This window comes from Brumimicrobium glaciale, assembly GCF_004152935.1.
GTDB classification, from domain to species: domain Bacteria; phylum Bacteroidota; class Bacteroidia; order Flavobacteriales_D; family Crocinitomicaceae; genus Brumimicrobium; species Brumimicrobium glaciale.
The window spans coordinates 72,058-94,766 of the sequence record NZ_SETE01000008.1; the positions used below are offsets into that span (position 1 = coordinate 72,058).

Genomic DNA, 22,709 nt, shown 5'->3' on the forward strand with positions numbered 1-22,709 from the left:
TTTGTGGGGTTTTGTATCGGTTTGTATCGTTTGGCGGATGGACTTACGTCCATCCCTATTAACATGCCATCCCTCTGGGACTTAGAATAATAACTACTTAAACAACAAAGACTTATCAAATTAAGCTAATTGTATTTTAAAAGAAAATTTCCATTTAAATAAAAGTAGAACCAAATTAGCAATCGTTTAGCTTCAATTAAAACCATAGATTTTAAATCCACCCACACAAAATCATATAGAACCATAAAAGAGCTCCTAATTGTTCACCTTGTAAATGTTTTGGGGTAAAGAAGAGGACAAGCATATAGATTTATTGCAAATCTTCTACTAACAAAATCCAGAAAACTCCAAATTGCAAGGAAACTAATAAATGATATTATTTTAAAATAACTATTTAGTTTCCTTGCTTTGAAGGTGCTGATTAGACACTTCTGATGGTAGGTAAATGTTTTAACTTTTAGAATATTTTGAATGAAACCAATATATTCTACAATGTTTTTTTGATAATTGTTGTTATCTACTATCAAATATGGGGATTAGATTTCGATCATTTATAGAAATGTTGTGAAATGCTTGATATTTGTTGTGAACGACATCATTCCCAAAAAAAACCCGATAAAAACGGGTTAATCTTCTACCAACAAGATTATTTATAGAAATTATCGCGGTATGTTCTCGATATTGGAATTTCAACTTCATTGAGATAAATAAAGTATCCTTTTATTCGTGAAATTTTCGTCATGTTAACTATGAAGGATTTATGACACCGTTTGAAATTGTGCGATAAGTCATTTTCAAGATCTTTCAATTGCTTTCTTAAGATATAAGATTTATCCTCTAGGAAAACTTCAACATAAACGTTATCTGATTTAAAATAAAGGACATCTTTTGGATCAAGCATAAATTTCTCCTTTCCAGAATCAATAGAGATTTTAACATCTAATCTCTGATAAGCCAATGTTATTCCAGCGATGACATCCATCTCCTTAAATGGCTTGGAAATATAAGCAACTGGATTTGTAGTAATGGCCTTTTTAAAAGTTCCATCCTCTGTGTTTGCAGTAATAAAAACAAATGGGATACCACGTTTATTCAGTTCCCAAGCTATATTTATTCCATCAACTTTCCCCGCCAGTTGGATATCCAAAAGAAAAATCAGATCTTTTAAAGAATCTATATTCTTCATCATAGTCTCTCCATCATGATACATAGCAATCACATCATATCCATTTTTTTGTAAAATCTTTTTTAAGTGATTGGCTACAAAAAACTCATCTTCAACTATAACAGCTCTTTTACTCATGAAAATAGAATTTATACTCACCTAGATTTTTGTCGAATTTCAAATCGAATCCTCCAAATCTATTAATCAAATCCTCTACTAAATTAATTCCACTGTGCTTACTATATTCTCCAAAGTTGGAATTATCTCGGTAGATAAATATATGAGAATTTTCTGATTTTAAAACCTGAATTATAATATTATCTTCTGACGACCTATGTTTTAAAGTATTTGAAATTAATTCATTTAAGATTAAACCAAAATATACTATTTTTTCACTTTGTATTTTAAGGTCCGAAAAATCAGTTAAAAATTCAATCTTATTCTTAGAAAGATCTTCAAAATATTGAATAAGTTCAGTAAAATATGTTCGCAACTCTACTTTTTGATTGTGCTCTTTAAAATCTAAAATTTTATGAAGTGCAGCTATCGTTAATATCTTTGTAGATATATTGGTTAGTAAATCCCTATTCTCCGATTCCGCGTCCAGTTTATCCAGTTCAATTATGGATAAAATCATTTGAAGATTATTCTTTATTCTATGGTGACTTTCTTTTATCAATAATTGATAATTATGATTCGATGTATTTAATTCGCTATTTGAGGTATTTAATGTTTTAACCAGTCTTCTTTGTTTTAAGAATAAAAAGATCAATACAATTGTTAAAGCACCTAAGAGAATACTGAATATAATATTCTCAGAAATTCTCCTGTTCTTTTCCATTATCGATAAATCTTTTTGAGCAATAACATCTCTATTCAGATTTATATCCGCCTTTAAAGAATCAAATTCATACAACAATTTCAGCTTTCCAATGGCATCATCTTTATTATTATTTACAGCATCTATCATGGCATTTTTTTCCAAAATAGTTTGTCTAAAGAAGTTTAGGCTATCGTTTTTTATGTTAACATAATATTGGCCCAGTAGAAATCGAGATGCAGTAAGATTAGGAAAATAGGTAGCACTATCAGCATATTCCAAAACTATTTTTTTCAGTGAGTCTAACTCAGGTCTAAGATCTACTAATGACAGTCTAAAATAGTTATTCAAAACATTGTGATAGTTTTTAGTATCATTAATTGTTGAAAACAAAGACATGGATTTTTTATAATAATCAGAAGCTACTTCTCTGTTTCTAGCACAATCTCTATTAATTAAAGCACATTCATCAAAATGCATTTTTGCTTTTAAATTATAAAAGGAAGCTAGACTTGCTGTGTTATTTATTTCCTTAGAACCTTTAATCCCTTCATTAATTATAGGGTATACGATTTTCATTCGTTCCTCCATTGAGTATTTAGGATTCTCCATGTATAATGCTGCCTTTCTAAAATCTATTTCAAGTTTCAGCTTTGGCTCACTTTCTAAATTAGGAAGTAAAATCATCTGGTTCATTGCATCATCAAATTGAAATGAAAGTCTTAAGACTCTTGCGACCATCATGCGATAATCTACTTCGTTTTTTAATGAAGAGGTGATATCTAATGCATTTTCCTTTTCTACAATTTTCAATTGACGCATGGCCTCTGAATACTGTTGGGTATCTGTAAGTAACCTCACTAACCTTAACTTTTCAATAAAGGTTGAGTTAGAAGTTAAATCTGATTGAGAATGGACAAAACCCACAATACCAAAAAGACAACAAAAGAGAAGTAATATTTTAATCAATTTTTTCAATAAAGTTAGTTATAGCAATAATTTCAAATGATAAGGTGAGTTTAAAATTTATGAATATTTATTTTGTAAAATCTATACATGAGTTCATAATACAAAGTTTTGATATCAGAATTTCCAGAAATTATAAAACACATAAAACTTACAAAAACACCTTTACCAAAGTTTAGATTTTGATAATCATGTAAATATCTATATAATCCATAGACTTTTAATAAAAATGTTGTGAACGACCTAATAATGTTGTGAAATGCAACTTTTGATAAAAATCACGTTAAAACCTAAATGTTTTTCATAAAAAAAGACCGATTCCAAATCCCTAATACCGCGTTAACGGGATGAGGGTTGGAATCGGTCTTTTAAAATTTAAACCTTTCTAAGCTTGATCTTATCTTTTGATCACTCTATGAATGCTTTCACTAGTTCCGTTAGAAATTCGGATAATGTAAACACCTTTGTCATAAGCAGATAAATCTACAAGCGTTGAATTGTCAGTAATTGTTTGCTGAGCCAATTTACGACCCGTTGCATCGATTACTTCTAAATCATATTGATTGGCTTCCATGTTCTCAAATAGAACAGTTACAGCTCCGTTTGTTGGATTTGGATATAAACTTATTCCTAAGATTTTATCATTATCCGTCAAACCAACATTGTCTACCAAAATACAAGCAGAAGTATCAGAACATCCATTCTCAGTAACGATTACTGCATAATTTCCATTCACTAACACTGTGAAACTTTGGTTAGTCTCTCCAACTACTGGAGTATCTCCGTTATCACAATCAATCCATTGGTAAGTCGCTCCGGCTGCATTTGCAGATAAGTTAATTCCTCCAGTTTGAGTTGTTGTAACATCAACAGTTGAGATTGTTAAATCTAAAGTAACAGTTGAATCACATCCGTTTGCAGCACCACCAACAATTGTAAATGTCGCAGTATTGTTATCAGCTGTGTAAACCATTCCATCAATCCAAGTATAACTATCACATGCCACCTGAGTGTCAGTTCCAGTTGTTGCATTATTGATTGTCAAATCTAAAGTTACAATTGAATCACAACCATTCGCAGCACCACCAACAATTGTAAATGTTGAAGTGTTGTTATTAGCTGTGTAATCGTTTCCATCAATCCAAGTATAACTATCACAAGCTGTTTGAACATCTGTTCCAGTTGTTGAATTGTTGATTGTTAAGTCTAACGTATAGGTAGAGTCACAACCAGATACACCAGCACCAACAACTGTATAAGTTGCTGTATTGTTTGAAGCAGTATAAGTCATTCCATCAGTCCATGTAAATGTTTCACATGCATTTACAACATCTGTTTGCGTTAACACAACAGTTGAAGTTGAAAATGCGAAAGGACCTACCATAGCACTCAAAGAGCCACCACAATCAGACTGAACATAATAATCATAATCTGAACAAGGATTCAAACCTGTTACAGTACTAGGATTAGTTGTAGCTATTACAACAGTACCTGAACCAGTTGTGAACCCAACAGGTCCATATTCAATATTCCAAGTAGTTGCAGTTCCATTTTCTGTCCAACCTAAATCAGCAGATGTTCCTGTGAAATTAGTTGCAGTTAATGCAGTTGGGTCATTACAAGGATTTGAGATAATACTTACATTATCAAAAGTAAATCCATCTGAAGGTGCTGGAAAGTTGTCCTCTTGTCCAAATCTAACTTGAAATGAAGTTGAAACAGTTTGTCCAGCGGCAGCTAAAGCTGCATCAATATCAATAGGACCTACATTATTAAAAACATTTACGGTCCCTTTGTTTGCATATAAGTCATAAACTCCAACCCATGGACTTGTGCTACTTGCTCTTATCCATACACTATCATTATCATGAAGTTCTTCACCGTGATGTGTATATTCAAATGATAATTCAAGATCAGTATCAGTGGTATACGACGACATATCCAATGTTAGGATTAAATCATTAGCAGTTACATTACCACTCGGATCTCTATCTAAAGTTATAGCTCCCAATCCACCAGAAACTTGCTCTGCAGCTGTTCCAAATCTAGCCCTACCTTGAGGATCACTCGAAAGTAAATGCCAAGTATGGTCAGGATTACAAATGATATCAGCTGGACCATTTACAGTACCATTAGCTGATTCCCAATCTTCTGTAAAAGGTAAAATTACGGCCAAAGATGGAGTACAAGAAATATAATTTGTTGTAAAACTAGAAACCAGAGACCACGCACTTGTATCTCCAACACCACAAATAGCCCTTACATAGAAATCGTAAGTTGTATTTGAAGTAAGACCAGTAATTGATCCATTTTGCGTTGCTGATATTACACTGTTACCTGTTCCTGGAGTAAATCCTGTTAGGTCGTATTCATATTCCCAACTAATAGCAGTTCCATTCTCAGTCCATGAGATATCAGTATTTGTAAACCCAATTAATGACGTTGATAAGCTTGAAGGAGCTAAACAACTTGGAATAACTTCATAATTAAATTCATCTATTCTAATGTATTTATAAGTTCCACCATTCAACTCGTGAGCAAGAACGATAAATTCATCAGTTCCATTATAACCGTTTGCAGTTGTCATCTCTACAATTACTTGTTGATATGTGTCATCTGCAGCAAAGGTAACTGTTTGAATCGGGTTAAAAGTTGCCGAAGGAATAGGCGCAGAAATTGTACCTACTACCAATCGTGTAGTAACATTATCAGCATTGGCTTGAAACCTAAGTCGTTTATCGCCTGCAGTTAAATCAGAAAACTGAGGTGAAATTGCTATTAAAGTATCTGTAGTACTTGCTCCACTATTATAAAGATATAATCCTTGAGTACCAGCAAAAGGTGCTGATGCTCCTGTAAAATCTTCAACTTCAACCCATCCACTAGTATAAGATGAATAAGAATTCCAACAACCTGGAGCAATATCTAATGCGTCATTTTCAAATCCATTATAATATGGAGCAGTAAATGGCAAACACAAAGTAGTGAAGCTTGTTTTGTAAGTCCAATAACTTGAATCTCCAACTGTACAAATTGCACGAACATAAACATCAAAATCAGTATTGTCTGCTAGAGAAGATAAATTCATACTAGTCATAGACTCTATACTACTTGTACCTGTTCCTAAAGTAAAACCAGTTGGTCCATATTCTACCTCCCATGATGTAGCTGTTCCGTTTTCAGTCCAAGACAAGTCTGCTGTTGTTGCAGTAATTGCATTTACTGTTAAACTTGATGGTGCTAAACAACTTGGAATTACTTCATAATTAAATTCATCTATTCTGATGTATTTATAAGTACCGCCATCCATTTCATGAGCCAGAACAATATATTGATCAGTACCATTGTAACCATTTGCAGTCGTCATTTCTACAATTGCTTCTTGATATGTATCATCAGCAATAAATGTAATCGTTTGAATCGGATTAAATGTTGCCGTAGGCGTAGGCGCAGCAATTGTACCTACTACCAATCGAGTAGTTACGTTATCAGCATTGGCTTGAAATCTAATTCGTTTATCTCCTGCTGGTAAATCAGTAAACTGAGGAGTAATTGCAATTAAAGTATCTGAAGCACTTCCTGAACTATTATAAAGGTATAAAGCTTGAGAACCTAAAAAAGGTGCAGCAGTTCCTGTAAAGTCTTCAACTTCAACCCAACCATTAGAAAAGCTTAGGTAGGAATCCCAACAACCAGGAGCTACATCTAAAAGGTCATTTTCAAATCCATTATAATATGGGGCTGTGAAAGGCGAACAAAGTGTCGTGAAAAAAGCTGAAGTAGTCCAAGAACTTGTATCTCCGACACCACAAATTGCACGAACATAGTATTCATATTCAGTATTACCCGTTAAACTACTCAAAGTTGCAGAAGTAGAAGCCTCAATGCTATATGTTCCTGAACCTTGTGTAAACCCTGCAGCTCCGTATTCAATTTGCCATGAAGTAGCTGTTCCATTTTCTGTCCATGCGATATCTGCATCAGTTACATTAATGTTAGAAGACATTAAACTACCTGGTGCAGCACATGAAGCTAAGGGATTAACTGCAAAATCATCTATGTAAACATTATAATCTGTATTCGAAATTGTAGATGCAGCATAAAAACCAATTTTTACACTTCCAGTATAAGCTGAAAGATCGATTATGACTGTTTCACCAGTATTTGAAGGTTGATTACCAGCTACATACAATTTCAATATATTAGATGTAGACCATGTAACACCAGCATCTAGAGAAATAACGATTGCCAATGAATCATCTGGTCCCATTAAATCAGTTCCTGACCCTGTATAATCAGTTAGCCCTGTATTAAATTCAACTTGGTATGCCCCTGTACCCAAATCAATAATTGGAGAAACTAACCATTCATCCTTAGTGGTAGAATAAATATTCATCCTAGCAGCTCCAGTTGATCCGTTGTTAAGAAATCCATCAGCACCCCAATCAGAAGTAGTTGTTGTAAATGTACTTGAAGCTCCTAGCCTTCCGCTAGTTTCTGTCCAACATGTTGGAGTATAAGTACTGAAATCTTCAGTGTAATTAGGTGTGAAATTACATTGAGCCTCTGCTTTTCCACTGGGAAGAAGCGAGAAGAACCCAAAAATCAAACCAGCAAATAGTGATTTTGTTTTCATAAGTAAAATAATTCGTTTGTTAGTAATATGACGTTATCATCAAATTAAAATAGGGACTAAAATTACAAATAAATAAATAGAGCAACGATGAATTCGGCAGTTTTCTTTCCACAGAGAAAACACAGAAGAATCTCAGATAAAACTCATTAGGCGCTATCACTGAGCTAAACCACTGTTGAAAAAAACTATTTTTTTGATAAAAAAACGACTCAAGGTTGTCGAAATATTTCAAATAACAACAATTGGAATAAAGGATTTTGAGGATAAATTCTTTTTTAGTAAGCCTAGTATTGGTATTCTTAAATCTTCAAGGTATAATTTGATTTTTAAAAAGACGAAGAAAATGACTTCGATCATTAAAATGAACATCTAGAATCTGATTCTTATAATATATTGAGGATTAAAAATAGGATTAAGGATTAAACTAAAAAAGCTAAAGTTAAGATTTACTTCATCTTTCTGAAAAATTTTTGAATTAAAAAGCTCCCATAATGTTTCAAAATAATACAAAACAAAAAAACGGATGAGTAATCATCCGTGCATTTCATTAACCAATAAGAAAAAAGTAAAAAACCCATGTAGTTGAATTCTGAAAACTTCAGATTTGCATGTTTAGAACCTCTGTTTTAGCTCTGTAATCCTCTGGGTTATCCTTACCTAAAAAAGATGAAGGGAGGCTCGCCATTGATAAAACAAGTACAGCTCTAATTGTGATATTTTAAGTCTCAAATAACGCTACATGGGCGGTCTAAAAATTGACCTAAAACAAATCGAACACCTTTGTGTGATTGTTTATGATATAAATGTAAGAAACTTTAATCGTTTTGACAAATGTTTTTTAAAAATATTTCATCAGAAGATGAATTCTGGACGGTTTTAAGATACAATGAATTTTAAATTGCTCAGCATGGACAGCCTCAAACTGTCCCTACCAAGCAAATAAAATCAGAGAATTAAAAGGAGATATTCCCCATATTCATTTTCAATTCTTCTTTATAAACATCAATTACTTGCTTTAAAACATTTTCGTCTTGGTTCTTTAAAACTACTGTCAAAACTACTTGTTCATTGTCCGCTGTTAAAGTCATGTAATCTGAAATAGACAAAATCACATCATATTGTCCTCTTGTTTGATTCAGTTCTGAATCACCTATCTTTTTCAAATCCACGAATAATGAAAATGGTTTATTTCCGAAATTTTCCATTCCTTTAACTTTTTGAACTTCTCCTGTTTTGAAATTCGATTTTAAGGTATCATTGCTGTGCATGACAATTGACTTATCTCTCATCATTAACATCGATTGATCAATTTTAAAATAACCCTCTCCCAAGTCAGCAATTACTTCTTCTCTGGCAAAAGTTTCAATCAAATCCTTCATGTTCTGTGGATTCTTTCCTAATCCTAAATAGAGATGAGAGTTTGTAATATTTTTCGATTCCATCAATGTATCGTTATTGACAGTGTTATTGATCATAATTCCAATGTCACCATTCATGATATTTGATAACTTCTCTCCCGTTAGCGAAGCAAACATATCTCCCATAGGTCCCATTGAACGATAAAATGATTTTTCAGCACCTGGAGAATATTCTTGCATCAATTTCTCTAATTTTTCGACATCTAAGGACATTGCCATCGCAATAATCGGTTCTCCCGGTCCGATGTTTTTCATGACATCATTGGCTACTTTACTCTTAAAGATGGCATTTGCTTTCATTTTATCATTGACTCTAGAGAAATCCATTTTTGCAGTTAAATTTCCTTTATTAAAATCTACTGTTATGAAGAAATGACCGTCTTTAACCATTTCATTAATTTTAGCCTGATCATTTTCTTCTAAATTATTTAATGTTGTATTCGATGTTTTGTATAAATTCTCTAAATCTCCAGCTAATAGAATATCAGTCGTTGTGGCTAAAATTGCTGTTACATTTGCATCTTTCTCTTCATTTTTAAATGAGTTGAATGCCGTTAGTAATTTATCTTTCGGATCATCTCCGAAATTTCCGGATACCATAACCACAGTGTTCTCATTGAAACCAACTGCCATGCTCATGTCATAAGAAACCATCAAGTCTTTTTCTTTTTCAAAGAAGAATCCCATTTTTTCAAACATTTGTAATGTGCTGTCTTCGTTCTCAACGGTCATAAAAACATAAGCATATTTTGGAACTCCATCATTATTTAATGGACCTTCTAAAGCATAATGTACTTTATCAGTTAGTTTTAAACTGTTTTCAAAAGATTCCATTTCTTTATTTACAAATTCTCCAATTGTTGGTATTTGACTCAATTGTGCTTTCCCTTTGATGGCTAAAACATTCACATACCCGTAACCAACTACCTCATCGGAAGAAGTTACAAACCGTGCAACATCTGCATTTAAATCGCTTGAGCTTTTCGCGCCACAGCTAATTAAAAATGAAGTAATTAAGATTCCTGAAAAAAAGTAAAATAATAGCTTGTTCATAAATTCCATTTAGTTTGTTCAAAAATAATGAAATGATTTTATAATTGGGTGGTTGGGTTAATAATGAACGTTAAATTAAGGGTTTAACCGCTAAGAAGCGAAGGATACGCAACGGTCGCAGAGAGGAAGTAGAAGAAAAGGAAAAAGTAGGGTTACGAAGGGTTACGCGGAGTTGCGCGGAGGAGCAGAGATTCGCAGAGAAGAAGAAAATTAGAAGTAGAAGAAGAGGAAAAAGTAGGGTTACGAAGGGTTACGCGGAGTTGCGCGGAGGGGCAGAGATTCGCAGAGAAGAAGAAAAGTAGAAGTAGAAGAAGAGGAAAAAGTAGGGTTACGAAGGGTTACGCGGAGTTGCGCGGAGTTGCGCGGAGGGGCAGAGATTCGCAGAGAAGAAGAAAATTAGAAGTAGAAGAAGAGGAAGAAGATAAAGTAGGGTTACGTAGAGTTGCGGGGAGGTTAGGCAAAGGTCACAGAGAAAAAGAGAAGAAGATTACGAGTATAAAGGTTGTTGTTCTTTAACGTTCTCTTTATCGCGCTTTATAGATTTAGTTATTGTATGATTCACGACTTGTTTTCAAACATTAATGTTTTCCTAATGTTATTTTTAGGAATTGTTAAATGGAAATGACAATCGAGTATAGACTTATTTTTAACTTTGCGACATGCATGAATTAGAGCCTTATTTTAATTGGAGAGATCATTACATCTCATCGGAAGATGAGCGTTCTCCTTTTTATAACCAAGAGTATAGTGAATTTGAATTTTCGGATCAAGTTTATAATTATTTGTTACATCCGCAATGGGATAATTTTGGTTCCTCAACTTTATTTATCAAAATTCTTTATACGGATTATGAAGTGGGTTTCACCGTAATTGAATTGATTGGAGAATGGAACGATGCTATTAATAATGACATCATGACTTTGAAAAGGGATATTCTTGAGCATCTCATGGAAGAAGGAATTGATAAGTTTATTTTGATTGGAGAAAACGTGCTCAACTTTCACTATTCTGATGATTGTTACTACGAAGAGTGGTTTGATGAATTAGATGAAGGATATATTGCAATGGTCAATTTTCATGATCATGTGGTCAAAGAATTCAATGAAATCCATTTAGATCAATACTTTGTTTTAGGTGGTGAGCTAGAAGATGTTTCCTGGAGGACTTATTCGCCAGAGCAATTTTATGAGAAAATAAATTCTTATGTGCAAAAGCGACTTGGGTGATGAGGGGCGCTGTGCTTGGTTGGTTTTAACATAGGAGATGCAAAGGTTTACACAAAGTTCGCTAAGAAAAAGAGGAGGGAAATTAAATAATATATTTTAAACGCAATAATAATTATCTCAAATACATCCTTTGCTCCCTTTTTTAAAACTTTGCGAACTTGGCGCCTTCTCTGCGTCTTGGCGGTTAATTCTCCAGCAACCCAATCACCAACTTATCTATCGGAAAAGTCACATCCTCTTCATTCAACTCTTTTAATCCTTTCCATCTATGAGACTCAATTGCGTCTTCCTCGAAATCAAATGGAATTTCTTTGGTCTTAATTAAATCTATTTTATCTTTTTCAGCTGAAACGTCATAATACACACTTATAATTTGATCATCTTTATGAAACGCTGATTTCTGATAAAAGTCGGTTAGATAAATCAATTCTTTAACTTCGATTTCTAAATCCAATTCTTCTTGAAATTCTCTAATTAAACAATCTTTTATTCCTTCGCCAAGTTCTAATCCTCCACCCGGAAATTTTGTGAATTCTTTTCCAAATCGTCTTTCATCGGAAAGTAAAACCTCGTGGTTTGAATTGATTAAAATACCGTAAACTCGAATATTGAATGCCATATCTATTTCTCTAAATTCTTCTCTAAAATTGATTTTATATCTGGTCGAAAATAGTTTTCTCCTTTTAACACCTTTCCATCTTCTCGGTATATTGGTTTTCCATTTGAATCTAATTTACTCATGTTGGAACGCTGAATTTCTTCAAAAACTTCACCAATTAGATCTTGCATTCCATGTTGTAAGATTGTTCCGCATAAAATATACAATTGATCTCCTAATGCATCAGCAATTTCAACGATGTCCTTGTTCTTGGCTGCTTCCAAATATTCATCATTTTCTTCTTGCATTAATAAATGACGCAATTCAATTTCTCCTATTTCAATCTCTGAAGTTGGATTAAAATTGTTCTTGATTCCAAAAGCATTATGAAACTTTTCCACTTTAGACAAAGCATCTTTAATCGATAAATCTATCATTCGTTATATTTTATAGCTCGAAAATAACGAAAGTAACTCGTGTTCACTTTCTATTCTTGTATTATTTAATTTTGAATTATTTCTAGTAACAAAACACACACAATAATTCCTTAGAAAATAGTAATCTTGTAAAAACTAAAAAATGACACCAATTAATTATTTATATGCTTTTATTGGTGGATTAATTTTTGGCGGAATCAATAGCTGGTATTGGTATAGAAATGGATACCGTGGTGGGAAGTTGTTTTTTATGGGAACAATTGCATTTTTTGGAGTGATCATGTTAATTTTGAAATTGTTCAATCCAAAATAATGATAACTCTAAAATACCATCTCTATGCTTTAAAACGTTCCTTAATTTTTCTTCGTAAAAAGCAATTCTTTGTCTTCTTTATTCCCGGTGTAGTCATTGCGCTTATTTTCTTTACCTATCTATTAACAGTCGGTGCAATTGGTAATGTAGTTGGACTCGTTTCTTATACTCCGTGGATTGGAAGTTACATGGGGACGGCAGTTGACTCGGTATTTGACTGGGTAAATAGCATCTCAATTTTTGTTTATCAATTTACGCTAATTACGCTCCTCTCCCCTTTTCATACAGTTTTGAGTCAGCGGGTTGAAACGCATGAAACGGGAAAGGTTTTTCAATCAAATAGAGTAAAGTTCATCAATGATATTCTCAGAACAATCGGAGTTGCAATTGTCGGTGGATTCATCTATTTCTCTTTGTTTTTATTGTGGACATTCTTAGCTTGGATTTTTGGGCTTTCCTTCTTATCGCCAATAGTTTCAGCTATTTTAATTGCATTTTTTACTGGATTTAACAGTTATGATTATTCATTAGAAAGACACGCTATAAAAATCAAAAACAGCTGGAAATTCGCATTTAGCAATCCTTCACAAATGATTTTAACAGGATTAATATTCACATTGCTCTTATTCATCCCGGTACTTGGAGTTGTTATAGCACCTGTTTTACTCACAATGGTTGGAACATTGAACTACTTAAAGATGAAGAAAATTGATGAAGAAATGAAATATCTTGCTACGAAGCCCACCCTCTTCACTCTGTTTTAGCAAACCAAGCTGCTGAGCTTATCCCGAACTGAACATGATAGAACCTCGCTCTCCTCACTCCGCTCTCATTCTGTGTTATAAAATCGAAGATTTTCTAACAATCCCATAACATCTCTTCAAAAATCAACATAGCAGCCAAAGCCAACTGTGAATAATTCTGAGAAGAGTTTCTGAATCTTCCGTTTTCTGTAACCCACATTGTTTGAATCAACTCCATTCCTCCTTTTGTTGGACTAATTTTGTTGATTACGCCAGCAACGTTTCCAGCTCCAGCATGATAAATATGCAGTACAAATAAACGGAACCAAAGATCATTTTCATTGTAAGAAATCCCGTGTCTATCCAAAATAACTTTCGCTTCTGGAATACAAACTTTTCCAATTAAACTACTTGCTCCAATAGCTGATTTCACAAAGTCTTTCCTATCGTCAGTATATTTATTTACAGTTAACCCTTGGGCTCTTGCAACAGAAGCCATTAATTGGAATGAACCGTAAGCTCCAACATTAGATTTCGCTAATCTTCCTGGGCTTTCAATCATTAAAATCGCTTGTGCATACCAAGGATCAACATCTTGTTGCTTGAATACTTCAACTCCTTTAGAAATTGTTGGTAAAACATCGTCGAAAGTATAGAAATCGTTCTTTCCTGTGGTCATGTAAATTTTATCAAGGCTAGTTAAACCTAATGATGAACGCACAGAATCTCTGTAAACATCTTTTTGATCATCTGTTCTTTTGTCCCAGTTCTTAACACTCATTTGTTTTACAATCTGACGTGTTGCACCAATATTTATAACACACGAATCTGGTGAAAGCTTCATGATTGTTCTCCAAAAAACTGGATGTGCTAAAAGATCCCATTCTTGCTCAAATAATTGTACGTTATTCACATAATGTAAATTAACCGAATCATTAAGAATACGAGATTCGACAAGGTTTATTTTGGGAATTGATGCTTTTTTAGCTAGTGCTAAACTATCATTTTCTGGTGTATGAGCGTGTGCAAATCCGACAAATGAGCAAGAAATTGCTATAATTATATTTTTGAACATAGTTTCAATTAAAAAGGTTTAGCCAATAATCGACATTTCAAAATCGATTATCTTTGGTAGCAATATTTAAACCATAAAGCCTATACTCACTCAAAAACACAAAGCCTACCTTATTTATAGCTTTTTCTTTTTTCTGCTTTAAAAATTAAAACCATAACGATAGCCATGCTTATAAATTTATGCCTTGAAAAAAGAAAAAATAAATTTGCTAAAATCTCCGAAAGCCTATATGCGTCGAGTATACAATTATAACAAAATTTTTGAACTATGTTACACCTTCTTAATCTTTTTTACTAACGCTAGGGCCTTAACTAATTGTTGTTCGGGAGTTAAATTTGAATTATCTATCACAATTGCATCATCTACTTGGGTTAATGGACTTTCTTCACGAGTGGAATCCATTTCATCTCTTTCAATTAAATTCGCTTTAACTTCTTCTAAAGTTATTTTGTCTCCTTGTGCTATTAACTCATCATATCTACGTTGGGCGCGGATATCAGGATCAGCAGTCATGAATATTTTCAATTCGGCTAAAGGAAAAACAATAGAACCGATATCTCTTCCGTCCATTACTACTCCTCCATTAATTCCCATTATACGTTGTTGTTTAACCAAGAATAAACGTACTTCTTTAATTTTAGCAACAGAACTCACGCTATTTGAAACTTCAATCGTGCGGATTTCTTTTTCCACATTCTTACCATTTAAATAAAGTTCTGCTTTTCCTTTTGCATTGTTTTTAAATGAGATTTTAACATCAGATAAAGAAGCAATGATCCTATTTATATCCACATGATTTCGTGAAACCAAATTATTTCTCATCGCATGCAGGGCAGCACCTCTATACATTGCACCAGAATCAACAAAAACATAATTTAATTCTTTGGCCAGTGCTTTTGCCAATGTACTTTTCCCACAAGACGACCAACCATCGATAGCAATAGTAAGCTCTTTGTCTTTATTAATACTTCTCATATCCCTTCTCATGACGGTAAAGATATGAATTCATCTTAATTGGAGACCCAAATTAATTGAGCTAATTTCACTTTCATTCTTGCAAACCCAAGTAAAACGGTTACATCACCTCCTTTAATTTCTTCAACATCGCCAGTTTGCTTCGTTGCAATTAGCTTCACCTTACTTCCTATTTTAATCTTATCCTGCTGATATTCATTGACAACCTTGTTGGGTTTGGCAGACTTCTTATTGGCTTGTTTCTTCAAACGAATTTCTTGTTTCGCTTCTTCGGTCTTTGATTTTTCTTTTGCAATATATTTCTTTAAATCTTGCAGTAAAGGATCATTAACGTTCTTCTTTTTAGCGCCAACTTTATATTCATCTATATAATGCTGTAATTTATTTCCTAAGCTGACCAACTTATTTGTTTCTTCTGCTTTATTTTGAAGTGAAGCCAATTTTCGATCGTATTTCTCTTTCGTAACTTCGTAATATTGTCGATGTTTATCAGCTGTCTCTTGTGCTAAAATATGCTCTTTGGTTAATCGGTTTAAATAAGATTTTTCTTTTTGTAATTCGTGCAGCAATTGATCCATCTCTACTTTTTTACTGTCGAGTTTAGCTTTTGCTCTATTGATTAACTTTTTAGGAATCCCATTAATTTGCGCTACTTCAAAAGTAAACGAACTTCCTGGTTGTCCCATAGAAAATTTAAACAACGGATTCAATGTCTCGGTGTCAAATAACATGCAACCATTGATTGCTTCAGGTAATTTATCGGCTTTCAATTTAATATTACTGTAGTGCGTTGTAATTACACCGTAAGACTTTCTATCGTATAAAGTTTCGAAGAATACTTCCGCCAAAGCACCACCTAAATCTGGATCTGAACCAGTTCCAAATTCATCTAATAAAAGCAGCGAATTTTCATTGGCAACATTTAAAAAGTGACGCATTCTTTTCAGTCGGTAAGAATAGGTACTCAACTCATCCACAATAGATTGATTATCTCCTATATCCGTTAACAATTCGTCAAAAAAGCACATTTTACTGTTCGGATGCAAAGGAACTAACAATCCACATTGCAGCATTAATTGTAAAAGTCCAACCGTTTTTAGAGTAATACTTTTCCCTCCAGCATTTGGACCTGAAATCACCAACATTCTAGAATTTTCATCCATAGTAATGCGTTGGGGAATAGTTTTCTTGCCCAAACTATCGTTGTTCATTTTCAATAAAGGATGAAAACAATCGATTAAATCAAAGGCTTTATTTTCATTTATTGCAGGTAAATTGGCATCGAGCAGTAAAGCCAATCGACATTTTGCATTGATAAAATCTAATTTCGTTAGTACTTGCTGATAATCTTTAATCAATGGCAAGTAAGCCAACATTTCGAAAGTTAATTTCTGAAGAATAAGAAATATCTCTTTCCTTTCATCATCTTTTAATTGCTCTAATTCTTTATTTAATGGAACCGTTTCTCCTGGTTCAACAAAAGTCACATTTCCAGACTTTGAATTACCAACCACCTGACCAACTACGTCTCTTTTATAAGAAGATAAAACAGACAAAACACGTCGGTCATCAAAATATCCTTCCTTGGTATCGCTCAAATATCCCTTTTTGAAATATTTGCGCATACTTTTATCAAATGTCGAATGGATACTTCTTTTTATAGACTGCATTTGCTGACGTACGTATAGTAAATCAGGTGACGCATCATCTTTTACTTTTCCATGTTTATCAAAAATAAAATCGATTTTCTCAATAATTTCTTTGGTAAATTCAACATTAGAAAGCAATTCTGCCAACTGTGGAAAATCTAATTCTCGTTTATTAAAAAAGAAAAGCAAAGAATTCACCATTGCAGAAGCCAAACGAATTCGCGCAAAACTTTCTTGTGGCAAACTGGCATTTTGCACAGGCAGCATTCGAATTTCACTTTGAAGTTCTTCAAATTCCAACCTGGGAAAGCTTTCACCTTCCCGTCGGATTTCAACCATTTCATTGGTCTGTTGAAGAAACTTCATTAATTCTTCATTGTTCTGAACAGGTTTTAATTGCTCGACGATTTTGAGCGCAGAAGGTCCAACACAGTACTCGCGTAATATATCCTGAAGCTTTCCGAGCTCTAAATCCTTATATGTTTGTGGGTCGCATTTTAACATTTGTACAAAGCTAAGAAATCATTACATTTGTTAAATGAAAAAGTTCACTGCATTCGTATTATCGTTGCTTACAATAGTTCCATTTGTCGCAATTGCGTGGTTATTGTATTCTAGCTTCCACTCTACTCCTGTGGTTATTATTAATCTTTTGATCGTTATGACCGGAGTAATGCTGGCCTTTGTGGTTTATAATAGAATTATTGTTGGTGATGACAAAAATGCTATAAAAGTAAACACAGACCACTTCCCTTACATTGAAAGAGCTTTAATTTATGTAATGCCTCAAGATTTCGTTGCTAAATTAGAGAAAAACCATGGAAAAATATTTATGGCAACAACCGACGAAATTGAACATGACATTGCGTTAGTTGAAGGAGACTTCAACAAACTCACCGATACAATTACGCTGAAATATACGAATGGCGTTACAACAACTATTCGCGGTTCAAGAACAGTTGCAGTAGGCGATAATCAATTTTTATTTCACGGTTTCGATGAATTGATGCATACAAAAGGGAAAGAAAAATATGTTTATAAATGGGAAGAAGACAGATTGGTTCAAAAAAACGGAGAAGACTTTGTGAGTGTTAAAATTCCAGATAGATTGCCTGTTTATATATTTGATTGGAAGTAGGTTGGTGGATTAGCAGACAAAATCATTTAGTTTTTAAGATAAAAGTCCTTATATTTGAATATGTCTTCAACTTTAAATATAAATATCATACAGATTTCGGCTGCTTTGACAGGTATACTTCAAAGTGAAAATCTTCATGAGATCCCAGCTCCCTCATATTACAAGGAAAAGACTAATTCTGATTTCTTTAAAAAAGCAGACGTTTTCATTTTAGCAGTTGAAGGATCTTATAAGTATTTAGACAATCTTAATTTAGAAGAATCTAAAGAACTTTTAACTGACACTAAAGGGGTAATCGATGAATTTTATCAATTAGAGGAATCATTAAATGAAGTTGGAAGCATAGAAAATGAAATATCGAAAATAAAGTTTAAACACATATATAAAACACTTTATAAGTTTGAAAATATACTTCATAAAAACGTCTTTAAGAATGTTGAGATTATTAAAACTCCGTCAGATGTTTTAGACGGAATATCCAAAACAAATAGAAGAACGCTTTCTAAACTCATCAAATAAATGGCCTATAACAGAGGAGAAATCGTTGAATTCTATCTTGAACTACCTTATCAAGCATCAGCTAAGCCTCATCCTTTTATAATTATTTCAAACGACGGAGTTTTTGAACAAGATGGAATGTATATCTGTGTAATGATAACACATTCAAAACATATTGATCAATTTACTTTCGAAATAGAAGATGAAATGTTAATTAAAGGAGGAGATGGAAAATTCTCTCAAGTAAGATGTCATTTAATCGTAAATATTAAGGAGGAGGAAATAATTGTGACAAGGCAAAGAAATAAGCTGAAAAACAATTATGTTGACAGACTGGTATCAAGAATTGAATATGATGCGCTCTCTTAATCTTTCTCAATTTATCACCAATTAACCCGAATTTCAACGTAAATTTGAAAACAAAACAACAAGTTCAAAATTCAATGACTTCAAAAGAACAAAAATCTCAACTTCATCCCCGCAATAAAAACGTAAACCGTTACGATTTATCTGCATTAGTAAAAGTAAAACCAGAATTAAAAAATCACATCCAGCCCAACAAATTTGGAGAAGATTCTATTAATTTTTCGGATGCAAGAGCAGTGAAGTTTTTGAATACAGCAATACTTCAACATTATTACGGAATAAAAAACTGGGATTTCCCAGCGCAGAATCTAACACCTCCAATTCCTGGACGAGCAGATTATATTCATCACATTGCTGATTTACTCGCTGAAGGTAATTCTGGAAATGTTCCTACAGGAGATAAAATTACTTGTTTAGATATTGGCGTTGGTGCAAGTTGTATTTATCCAATTCTTGGAGTTTCAGAGTACGGTTGGAACTTTATTGGAGCTGATGTTGACCCAAAATCTATCGCATCTTCTGAGAATATCGTAAAAAACAATCCTTCATTAAGAGGGAAGGTTGAATTTCGATTACAACCAAATCCATTGAATATCTTCTTTGGGGTTATTGAAAAAGAAGATAAAATCGACATAACCATTTGTAATCCTCCATTTCATTCATCAAAAGAAGAAGCGCAAAAAGGAACACGCAGAAAAGTCAAAAACCTTAAAGGAAAAGACACAAAAACTCCAGAACTAAATTTCGCTGGAATAAGTAACGAATTGATATTTAAAGGCGGAGAATATGTGTTTATTCATACGATGATCAAACAAAGTAAAGCGTTTGCTAAAAATGTGACTTGGTTTTCTACTTTAGTTTCAAAACAATCCAACATGAAAGGAATTTTAAATTCTTTAGAGAAAATTGGAGCGAAGCAAGTCAGAGAGATTCCTATGGGAACAGGGAATAAGGTGACTCGCGTGGTGGCTTGGAGTTTTGTTGGATAATGATGAATGATGAGTTATGAATTTTTGGAAGGTGACGCAGAGCGATGCAGAGATTCGCATTGCGATGCACTGAGCTTGACGATGTGAGCTTGCCGAATATGATTTTGCGGAGTTTCGCAAAGGAAGGAAGGAAGGCCTCTCATGATTGTTGGTAATTAGAAAATAAGAGGTTTTGGTCTTTGAATTTTCATTGTTAATCAGTAAGTAGTTTATTAGTCTGGCAGGATTCATATTTCATAATTAAAGTCCTGAACTCTACTCAAGACTACCCTCTAAACAAGAAGAAATCATCCTTCATATCCTCTATCAAACTATCTTCATTCGTCAGAATATATTCAATTGCTTTTGAAGTGAACTCATCCCCTTTGTCGGTCAAAGAAACTATATCATCAGTAATGAGAATCATATTATTCTTCAAGGCTAGAGTCAACACAGTTTTACTTCGGACTTTCTCCCAGTTTATATGTTCGTTGAGGTGATTCACATGACGCTCTCTTTTTTCTGAGTGATTTTTGAGGTGCAGTAAGAAAGTAATCAAGGAAACTTCAATCCTTTGTTGTTTTTCACGGTACAAGACAGCGATTAAACCTTTACTTGGTGCAAATAAATACACAAATAAAAATACAACACCCAACATTGTCGTGATACTTCCAGCAATTGAAGCATCCAACCAATGCGCAACCCAATATCCTGAAATGGCGCTAAACACTCCGAAGAAGCAGGCCAAGCCAATCATTTTCTTTAAATTGGTGGTCAACAAATAAGCCGAAGCCGCAGGAGCAATCATTAGTGCAACAACCAATATCGCACCGACAGCATCAAAAGCACCGACAGTGGTTATTGAAGCGACACTCATTAATCCGTAATGTAAAATAACAGGAGAAAACCCCAATGAAGTGGCTAGTCCAGCGTCAAAAGTGCTCAATTTTAACTCTTTGAAGAATAGGAATAAAAGAGTTAGCGTTACAGATAAAATGATTCCAATAACCCAAAGCGATTTTGGACCTAAATCTATATCACCGTAAAAGACTCTATCGAAAGGTGTAAATGCTAATTCTCCTAACAAAACAGCATCAATATCAAGGTGAACATCGTTGGCAAACTTGGCAATAAGGATAACTCCAATACTAAATAGCGCAGGAAACACCAATCCAATTGCCGTATCTTCTTTGACCAGTTTTGTTTTCTGAATTTTCTCGACTAATACTACAGTCAGTACTCCAGTCATCGCCGCTAATAAAATTAAGAGTGGTGAATTAAGATCTTGCGTAATGAAAAACCCAACCACAATTCCAGGTAAAATAGAATGACTTATTGCATCACTGATCATTGCCATTTTACGCAATACTAAAAATGTTCCTGGAATAGCGCAGGCGATAGCGACCAAACTCGCAATCAATTGTATTTCGAATTGTGCGTCAGTCATTCTTTCCGTTTTGGTTATACAAATTTTCAGCGGCCTTAAAACCTTTTGATGTCATGCTCCACATTCCACCTTCAACTTCAACGTAATTTTTATCGACTAATTTTCGCAATCCTTTTCTACTATATCCTTGGAAATTGTTCAACATTCTAATCGTATGCGGATGCGAAGTATCATCGTGATCTTCCACAATGTGATACATAAATGCCAATGTTTTCTGAAGTTCTAAGTCATTACGGTTTTTAATTAATCGAATTCGTTTGAATAATAAACCGCGTTTTGGAGAGAATATAAAGGAAAAAAGCACGAATACCGAAGCGACCAAAACAATCACGGGTCCTGTCGATAAATTATTTTGGGTTGCACTGATTGCTGTACCAAAAACTCCAGCACTTCCTCCTAAAATTGCTGCTAAAAAAACCATCTTCCCTAAACTATTTGTCCATTGTCTTGCAGCCGCTGCAGGAGCTAAAAGCATAGCGCTCATTAAAACAACTCCAACTGTTTGCAATCCTAAAACAATAGCCAGAACTATAAAACTGGTGATTAAAATATCAATGAATTTTGTATTGAACCCTAAAGTTTGAGCGTAATCTTTATCGAACAATAAGATTTTAAATTCCTTCCAAAAAAGCAGCAAAACGAGTAAACATAATCCTGTAACGAAAGTCATTAACCAAACATCACTTTCAACCAAAGTTGCAGCTTGACCAAAAAGATACTTGTCTAATCCTGCTTGATTCGCATTCGGTTGTTTTTGAATGTAAGTCAATAATAACATTCCAAATCCGAAAAATAAGGAAAGAATCAATCCAAGTGCGGTATCTGATTTCAAATGTGTTTTTGAAGTAATTCCACGAATCCACAAAGTTCCAATTAATCCACTCACCAAAGCTCCAATCAATAAGATATTTGTGTCTTTCGAGCCTGTAATTAAAAACGCAATTGCAATACCTGGTAAAGCAGCATGAGAAATTGCATCACCCAACAAACTTTCTTTACGTAAAACAGCAAAGCTCCCCAACATTCCTGTCACAGCACCCAAAACGGCTGTTCCAAGCGTGATAGTTCGCAAGGTATAATCGCTAAAAACGAGTTGTATGTATTCAATTATTTCCATTAATTATTTTCACTTTTCAAATCTTCCTATTTTTAAATTTTCATTAATTGCATTTTCGAATGAAGAGGACGTTTTACAAAACGTCCCTACGTTATACATTC

At 33.7% G+C, this 22,709-nt stretch carries 18 protein-coding genes; 7 read left to right on the forward strand and 11 right to left on the reverse strand.

Going from position 1 to position 22,709, the window contains the following annotated elements; genetic code table 11:
- Positions 1 to 646 precede the first annotated feature (646 nt).
- The 4 genes from ERX46_RS16300 to ERX46_RS16315 all read right to left on the reverse strand — a co-directional run bounded on the left by ERX46_RS16300 (position 647) and on the right by ERX46_RS16315 (position 10,058).
- Complete coding sequence (locus ERX46_RS16300; RefSeq protein WP_130094934.1) at positions 647 to 1,303, reverse strand: LytR/AlgR family response regulator transcription factor; 657 nt, start codon at positions 1,301 to 1,303, stop codon at positions 647 to 649.
- Entirely contained in the window at positions 1,296 to 2,846 is a 1,551-nt protein-coding gene (locus ERX46_RS16305) for a sensor histidine kinase (RefSeq protein ID WP_130094935.1), read from the reverse strand. The genes ERX46_RS16300 and ERX46_RS16305 overlap by 8 nt, the downstream gene beginning before the upstream one ends.
- 502 nt (positions 2,847 to 3,348) lie before the next feature.
- Positions 3,349 to 7,587 (reverse strand): fibronectin type III domain-containing protein, encoded by a 4,239-nt coding sequence (locus ERX46_RS16310; protein WP_130094936.1) that lies wholly within the window; start codon positions 7,585 to 7,587, stop codon positions 3,349 to 3,351.
- Between the two features lie 953 nt (positions 7,588 to 8,540).
- Positions 8,541 to 10,058: a hypothetical protein gene (locus ERX46_RS16315; RefSeq protein WP_130094937.1), complete on the reverse strand. Its 1,518-nt coding sequence runs from the start codon at positions 10,056 to 10,058 to the stop codon at positions 8,541 to 8,543.
- Positions 10,059 to 10,717: 659 nt separating this feature from the next.
- Between ERX46_RS16315 and ERX46_RS16320 the strand changes: the two genes are divergently transcribed.
- Positions 10,718 to 11,284, forward strand: a complete 567-nt coding sequence (locus ERX46_RS16320) for a hypothetical protein (RefSeq protein ID WP_130094938.1) — start codon at positions 10,718 to 10,720, stop codon at positions 11,282 to 11,284.
- Positions 11,285 to 11,468: 184 nt separating this feature from the next.
- Here the strand turns inward: ERX46_RS16320 and ERX46_RS16325 are convergent, their stop codons facing one another.
- Positions 11,469 to 11,903, reverse strand: coding sequence for an NUDIX domain-containing protein (locus tag ERX46_RS16325; RefSeq protein WP_130094939.1), 435 nt, complete (start codon positions 11,901 to 11,903; stop codon positions 11,469 to 11,471).
- Positions 11,904 to 11,905: 2 nt separating this feature from the next.
- The gene (locus ERX46_RS16330) at positions 11,906 to 12,304 is read right to left on the reverse strand and encodes a pyrophosphohydrolase domain-containing protein (protein WP_130094973.1); all 399 of its coding nucleotides are present in this window, start codon (positions 12,302 to 12,304) and stop codon (positions 11,906 to 11,908) included.
- A gap of 157 nt (positions 12,305 to 12,461) precedes the next feature.
- Between ERX46_RS16330 and ERX46_RS17555 the strand changes: the two genes are divergently transcribed.
- Both ERX46_RS17555 and ERX46_RS16335 read left to right on the forward strand, forming a co-directional pair.
- Positions 12,462 to 12,632 carry a hypothetical protein gene (locus tag ERX46_RS17555; RefSeq protein WP_165366265.1) on the forward strand — a complete coding sequence of 57 codons (171 nt, stop codon included), beginning with the start codon at positions 12,462 to 12,464 and terminating at the stop codon, positions 12,630 to 12,632.
- Complete coding sequence (locus tag ERX46_RS16335; RefSeq protein WP_130094940.1) at positions 12,632 to 13,396, forward strand: EI24 domain-containing protein; 765 nt, start codon at positions 12,632 to 12,634, stop codon at positions 13,394 to 13,396. The genes ERX46_RS17555 and ERX46_RS16335 overlap by 1 nt, the downstream gene beginning before the upstream one ends.
- A gap of 94 nt (positions 13,397 to 13,490) precedes the next feature.
- On the opposite strand, the gene ERX46_RS16340 is transcribed toward ERX46_RS16335, so the two are convergent.
- The 3 genes from ERX46_RS16340 to ERX46_RS16350 form a co-directional block, all read right to left on the reverse strand.
- Positions 13,491 to 14,450 (reverse strand): transglycosylase SLT domain-containing protein, encoded by a 960-nt coding sequence (locus ERX46_RS16340; protein ID WP_130094941.1) that lies wholly within the window; start codon positions 14,448 to 14,450, stop codon positions 13,491 to 13,493.
- Between the two features lie 270 nt (positions 14,451 to 14,720).
- Positions 14,721 to 15,425 (reverse strand): (d)CMP kinase, encoded by a 705-nt coding sequence (gene cmk / locus ERX46_RS16345; RefSeq protein WP_130094942.1) that lies wholly within the window; start codon positions 15,423 to 15,425, stop codon positions 14,721 to 14,723.
- Between the two features lie 35 nt (positions 15,426 to 15,460).
- Positions 15,461 to 17,578 (reverse strand): endonuclease MutS2, encoded by a 2,118-nt coding sequence (locus ERX46_RS16350; RefSeq protein WP_130094943.1) that lies wholly within the window; start codon positions 17,576 to 17,578, stop codon positions 15,461 to 15,463.
- Positions 17,579 to 17,612: 34 nt separating this feature from the next.
- Here ERX46_RS16350 and ERX46_RS16355 point away from each other — a divergent pair, with 34 nt between their 5' ends.
- From ERX46_RS16355 to rlmF, 4 genes are read left to right on the forward strand one after another with little or no spacing between them, the layout of a single operon-like run.
- Positions 17,613 to 18,212, forward strand: coding sequence for a hypothetical protein (locus ERX46_RS16355; protein ID WP_130094944.1), 600 nt, complete (start codon positions 17,613 to 17,615; stop codon positions 18,210 to 18,212).
- A gap of 60 nt (positions 18,213 to 18,272) precedes the next feature.
- Entirely contained in the window at positions 18,273 to 18,731 is a 459-nt protein-coding gene (locus tag ERX46_RS16360; protein ID WP_130094945.1) for a hypothetical protein, read from the forward strand.
- Positions 18,732 to 19,079, forward strand: coding sequence for a type II toxin-antitoxin system PemK/MazF family toxin (locus ERX46_RS16365; RefSeq protein WP_130094946.1), 348 nt, complete (start codon positions 18,732 to 18,734; stop codon positions 19,077 to 19,079).
- Between the two features lie 44 nt (positions 19,080 to 19,123).
- Positions 19,124 to 20,065, forward strand: a complete 942-nt coding sequence (gene rlmF, locus ERX46_RS16370) for a 23S rRNA (adenine(1618)-N(6))-methyltransferase RlmF (RefSeq protein ID WP_242494592.1) — start codon at positions 19,124 to 19,126, stop codon at positions 20,063 to 20,065.
- 265 nt (positions 20,066 to 20,330) lie between these two features.
- Here the strand turns inward: rlmF and ERX46_RS16375 are convergent, their stop codons facing one another.
- Together ERX46_RS16375 and ERX46_RS16380 are read right to left on the reverse strand one after the other, a co-directional pair.
- Positions 20,331 to 21,491: a metal ABC transporter permease gene (locus ERX46_RS16375; protein WP_130094947.1), complete on the reverse strand. Its 1,161-nt coding sequence runs from the start codon at positions 21,489 to 21,491 to the stop codon at positions 20,331 to 20,333.
- Complete coding sequence (locus ERX46_RS16380) at positions 21,484 to 22,608, reverse strand: metal ABC transporter permease (protein WP_130094948.1); 1,125 nt, start codon at positions 22,606 to 22,608, stop codon at positions 21,484 to 21,486. The genes ERX46_RS16375 and ERX46_RS16380 overlap by 8 nt, the downstream gene beginning before the upstream one ends.
- Between the last annotated feature and the right edge of the window lie 101 nt (positions 22,609 to 22,709).

Bases quoted from the DNA above. Each gene is read 5' to 3' on its own strand.
- ERX46_RS16300 (WP_130094934.1), bottom strand. From the start codon at position 1,303: ATGAGTAAAAGAGCTGTTATAGTTGAAGATGAGTTTTTTGTAGCCAAT.
- ERX46_RS16310 (WP_130094936.1), bottom strand. From the start codon at position 7,587: ATGAAAACAAAATCACTATTTGCTGGTTTGATTTTTGGGTTCTTCTCG.
- ERX46_RS16315 (WP_130094937.1), bottom strand. From the start codon at position 10,058: ATGAACAAGCTATTATTTTACTTTTTTTCAGGAATCTTAATTACTTCA.
- ERX46_RS16320 (WP_130094938.1), top strand. From the start codon at position 10,718: ATGCATGAATTAGAGCCTTATTTTAATTGGAGAGATCATTACATCTCA.
- ERX46_RS16325 (WP_130094939.1), bottom strand. From the start codon at position 11,903: ATGGCATTCAATATTCGAGTTTACGGTATTTTAATCAATTCAAACCAC.
- ERX46_RS17555 (WP_165366265.1), top strand. From the start codon at position 12,462: ATGACACCAATTAATTATTTATATGCTTTTATTGGTGGATTAATTTTT.
- ERX46_RS16335 (WP_130094940.1), top strand. From the start codon at position 12,632: ATGATAACTCTAAAATACCATCTCTATGCTTTAAAACGTTCCTTAATT.
- ERX46_RS16340 (WP_130094941.1), bottom strand. From the start codon at position 14,450: ATGTTCAAAAATATAATTATAGCAATTTCTTGCTCATTTGTCGGATTT.
- cmk (WP_130094942.1), bottom strand. From the start codon at position 15,425: ATGAGAAGTATTAATAAAGACAAAGAGCTTACTATTGCTATCGATGGT.
- ERX46_RS16350 (WP_130094943.1), bottom strand. From the start codon at position 17,578: ATGTTAAAATGCGACCCACAAACATATAAGGATTTAGAGCTCGGAAAG.
- ERX46_RS16355 (WP_130094944.1), top strand. From the start codon at position 17,613: ATGAAAAAGTTCACTGCATTCGTATTATCGTTGCTTACAATAGTTCCA.
- ERX46_RS16360 (WP_130094945.1), top strand. From the start codon at position 18,273: ATGTCTTCAACTTTAAATATAAATATCATACAGATTTCGGCTGCTTTG.
- ERX46_RS16365 (WP_130094946.1), top strand. From the start codon at position 18,732: ATGGCCTATAACAGAGGAGAAATCGTTGAATTCTATCTTGAACTACCT.
- ERX46_RS16375 (WP_130094947.1), bottom strand. From the start codon at position 21,491: ATGACTGACGCACAATTCGAAATACAATTGATTGCGAGTTTGGTCGCT.
- ERX46_RS16380 (WP_130094948.1), bottom strand. From the start codon at position 22,608: ATGGAAATAATTGAATACATACAACTCGTTTTTAGCGATTATACCTTG.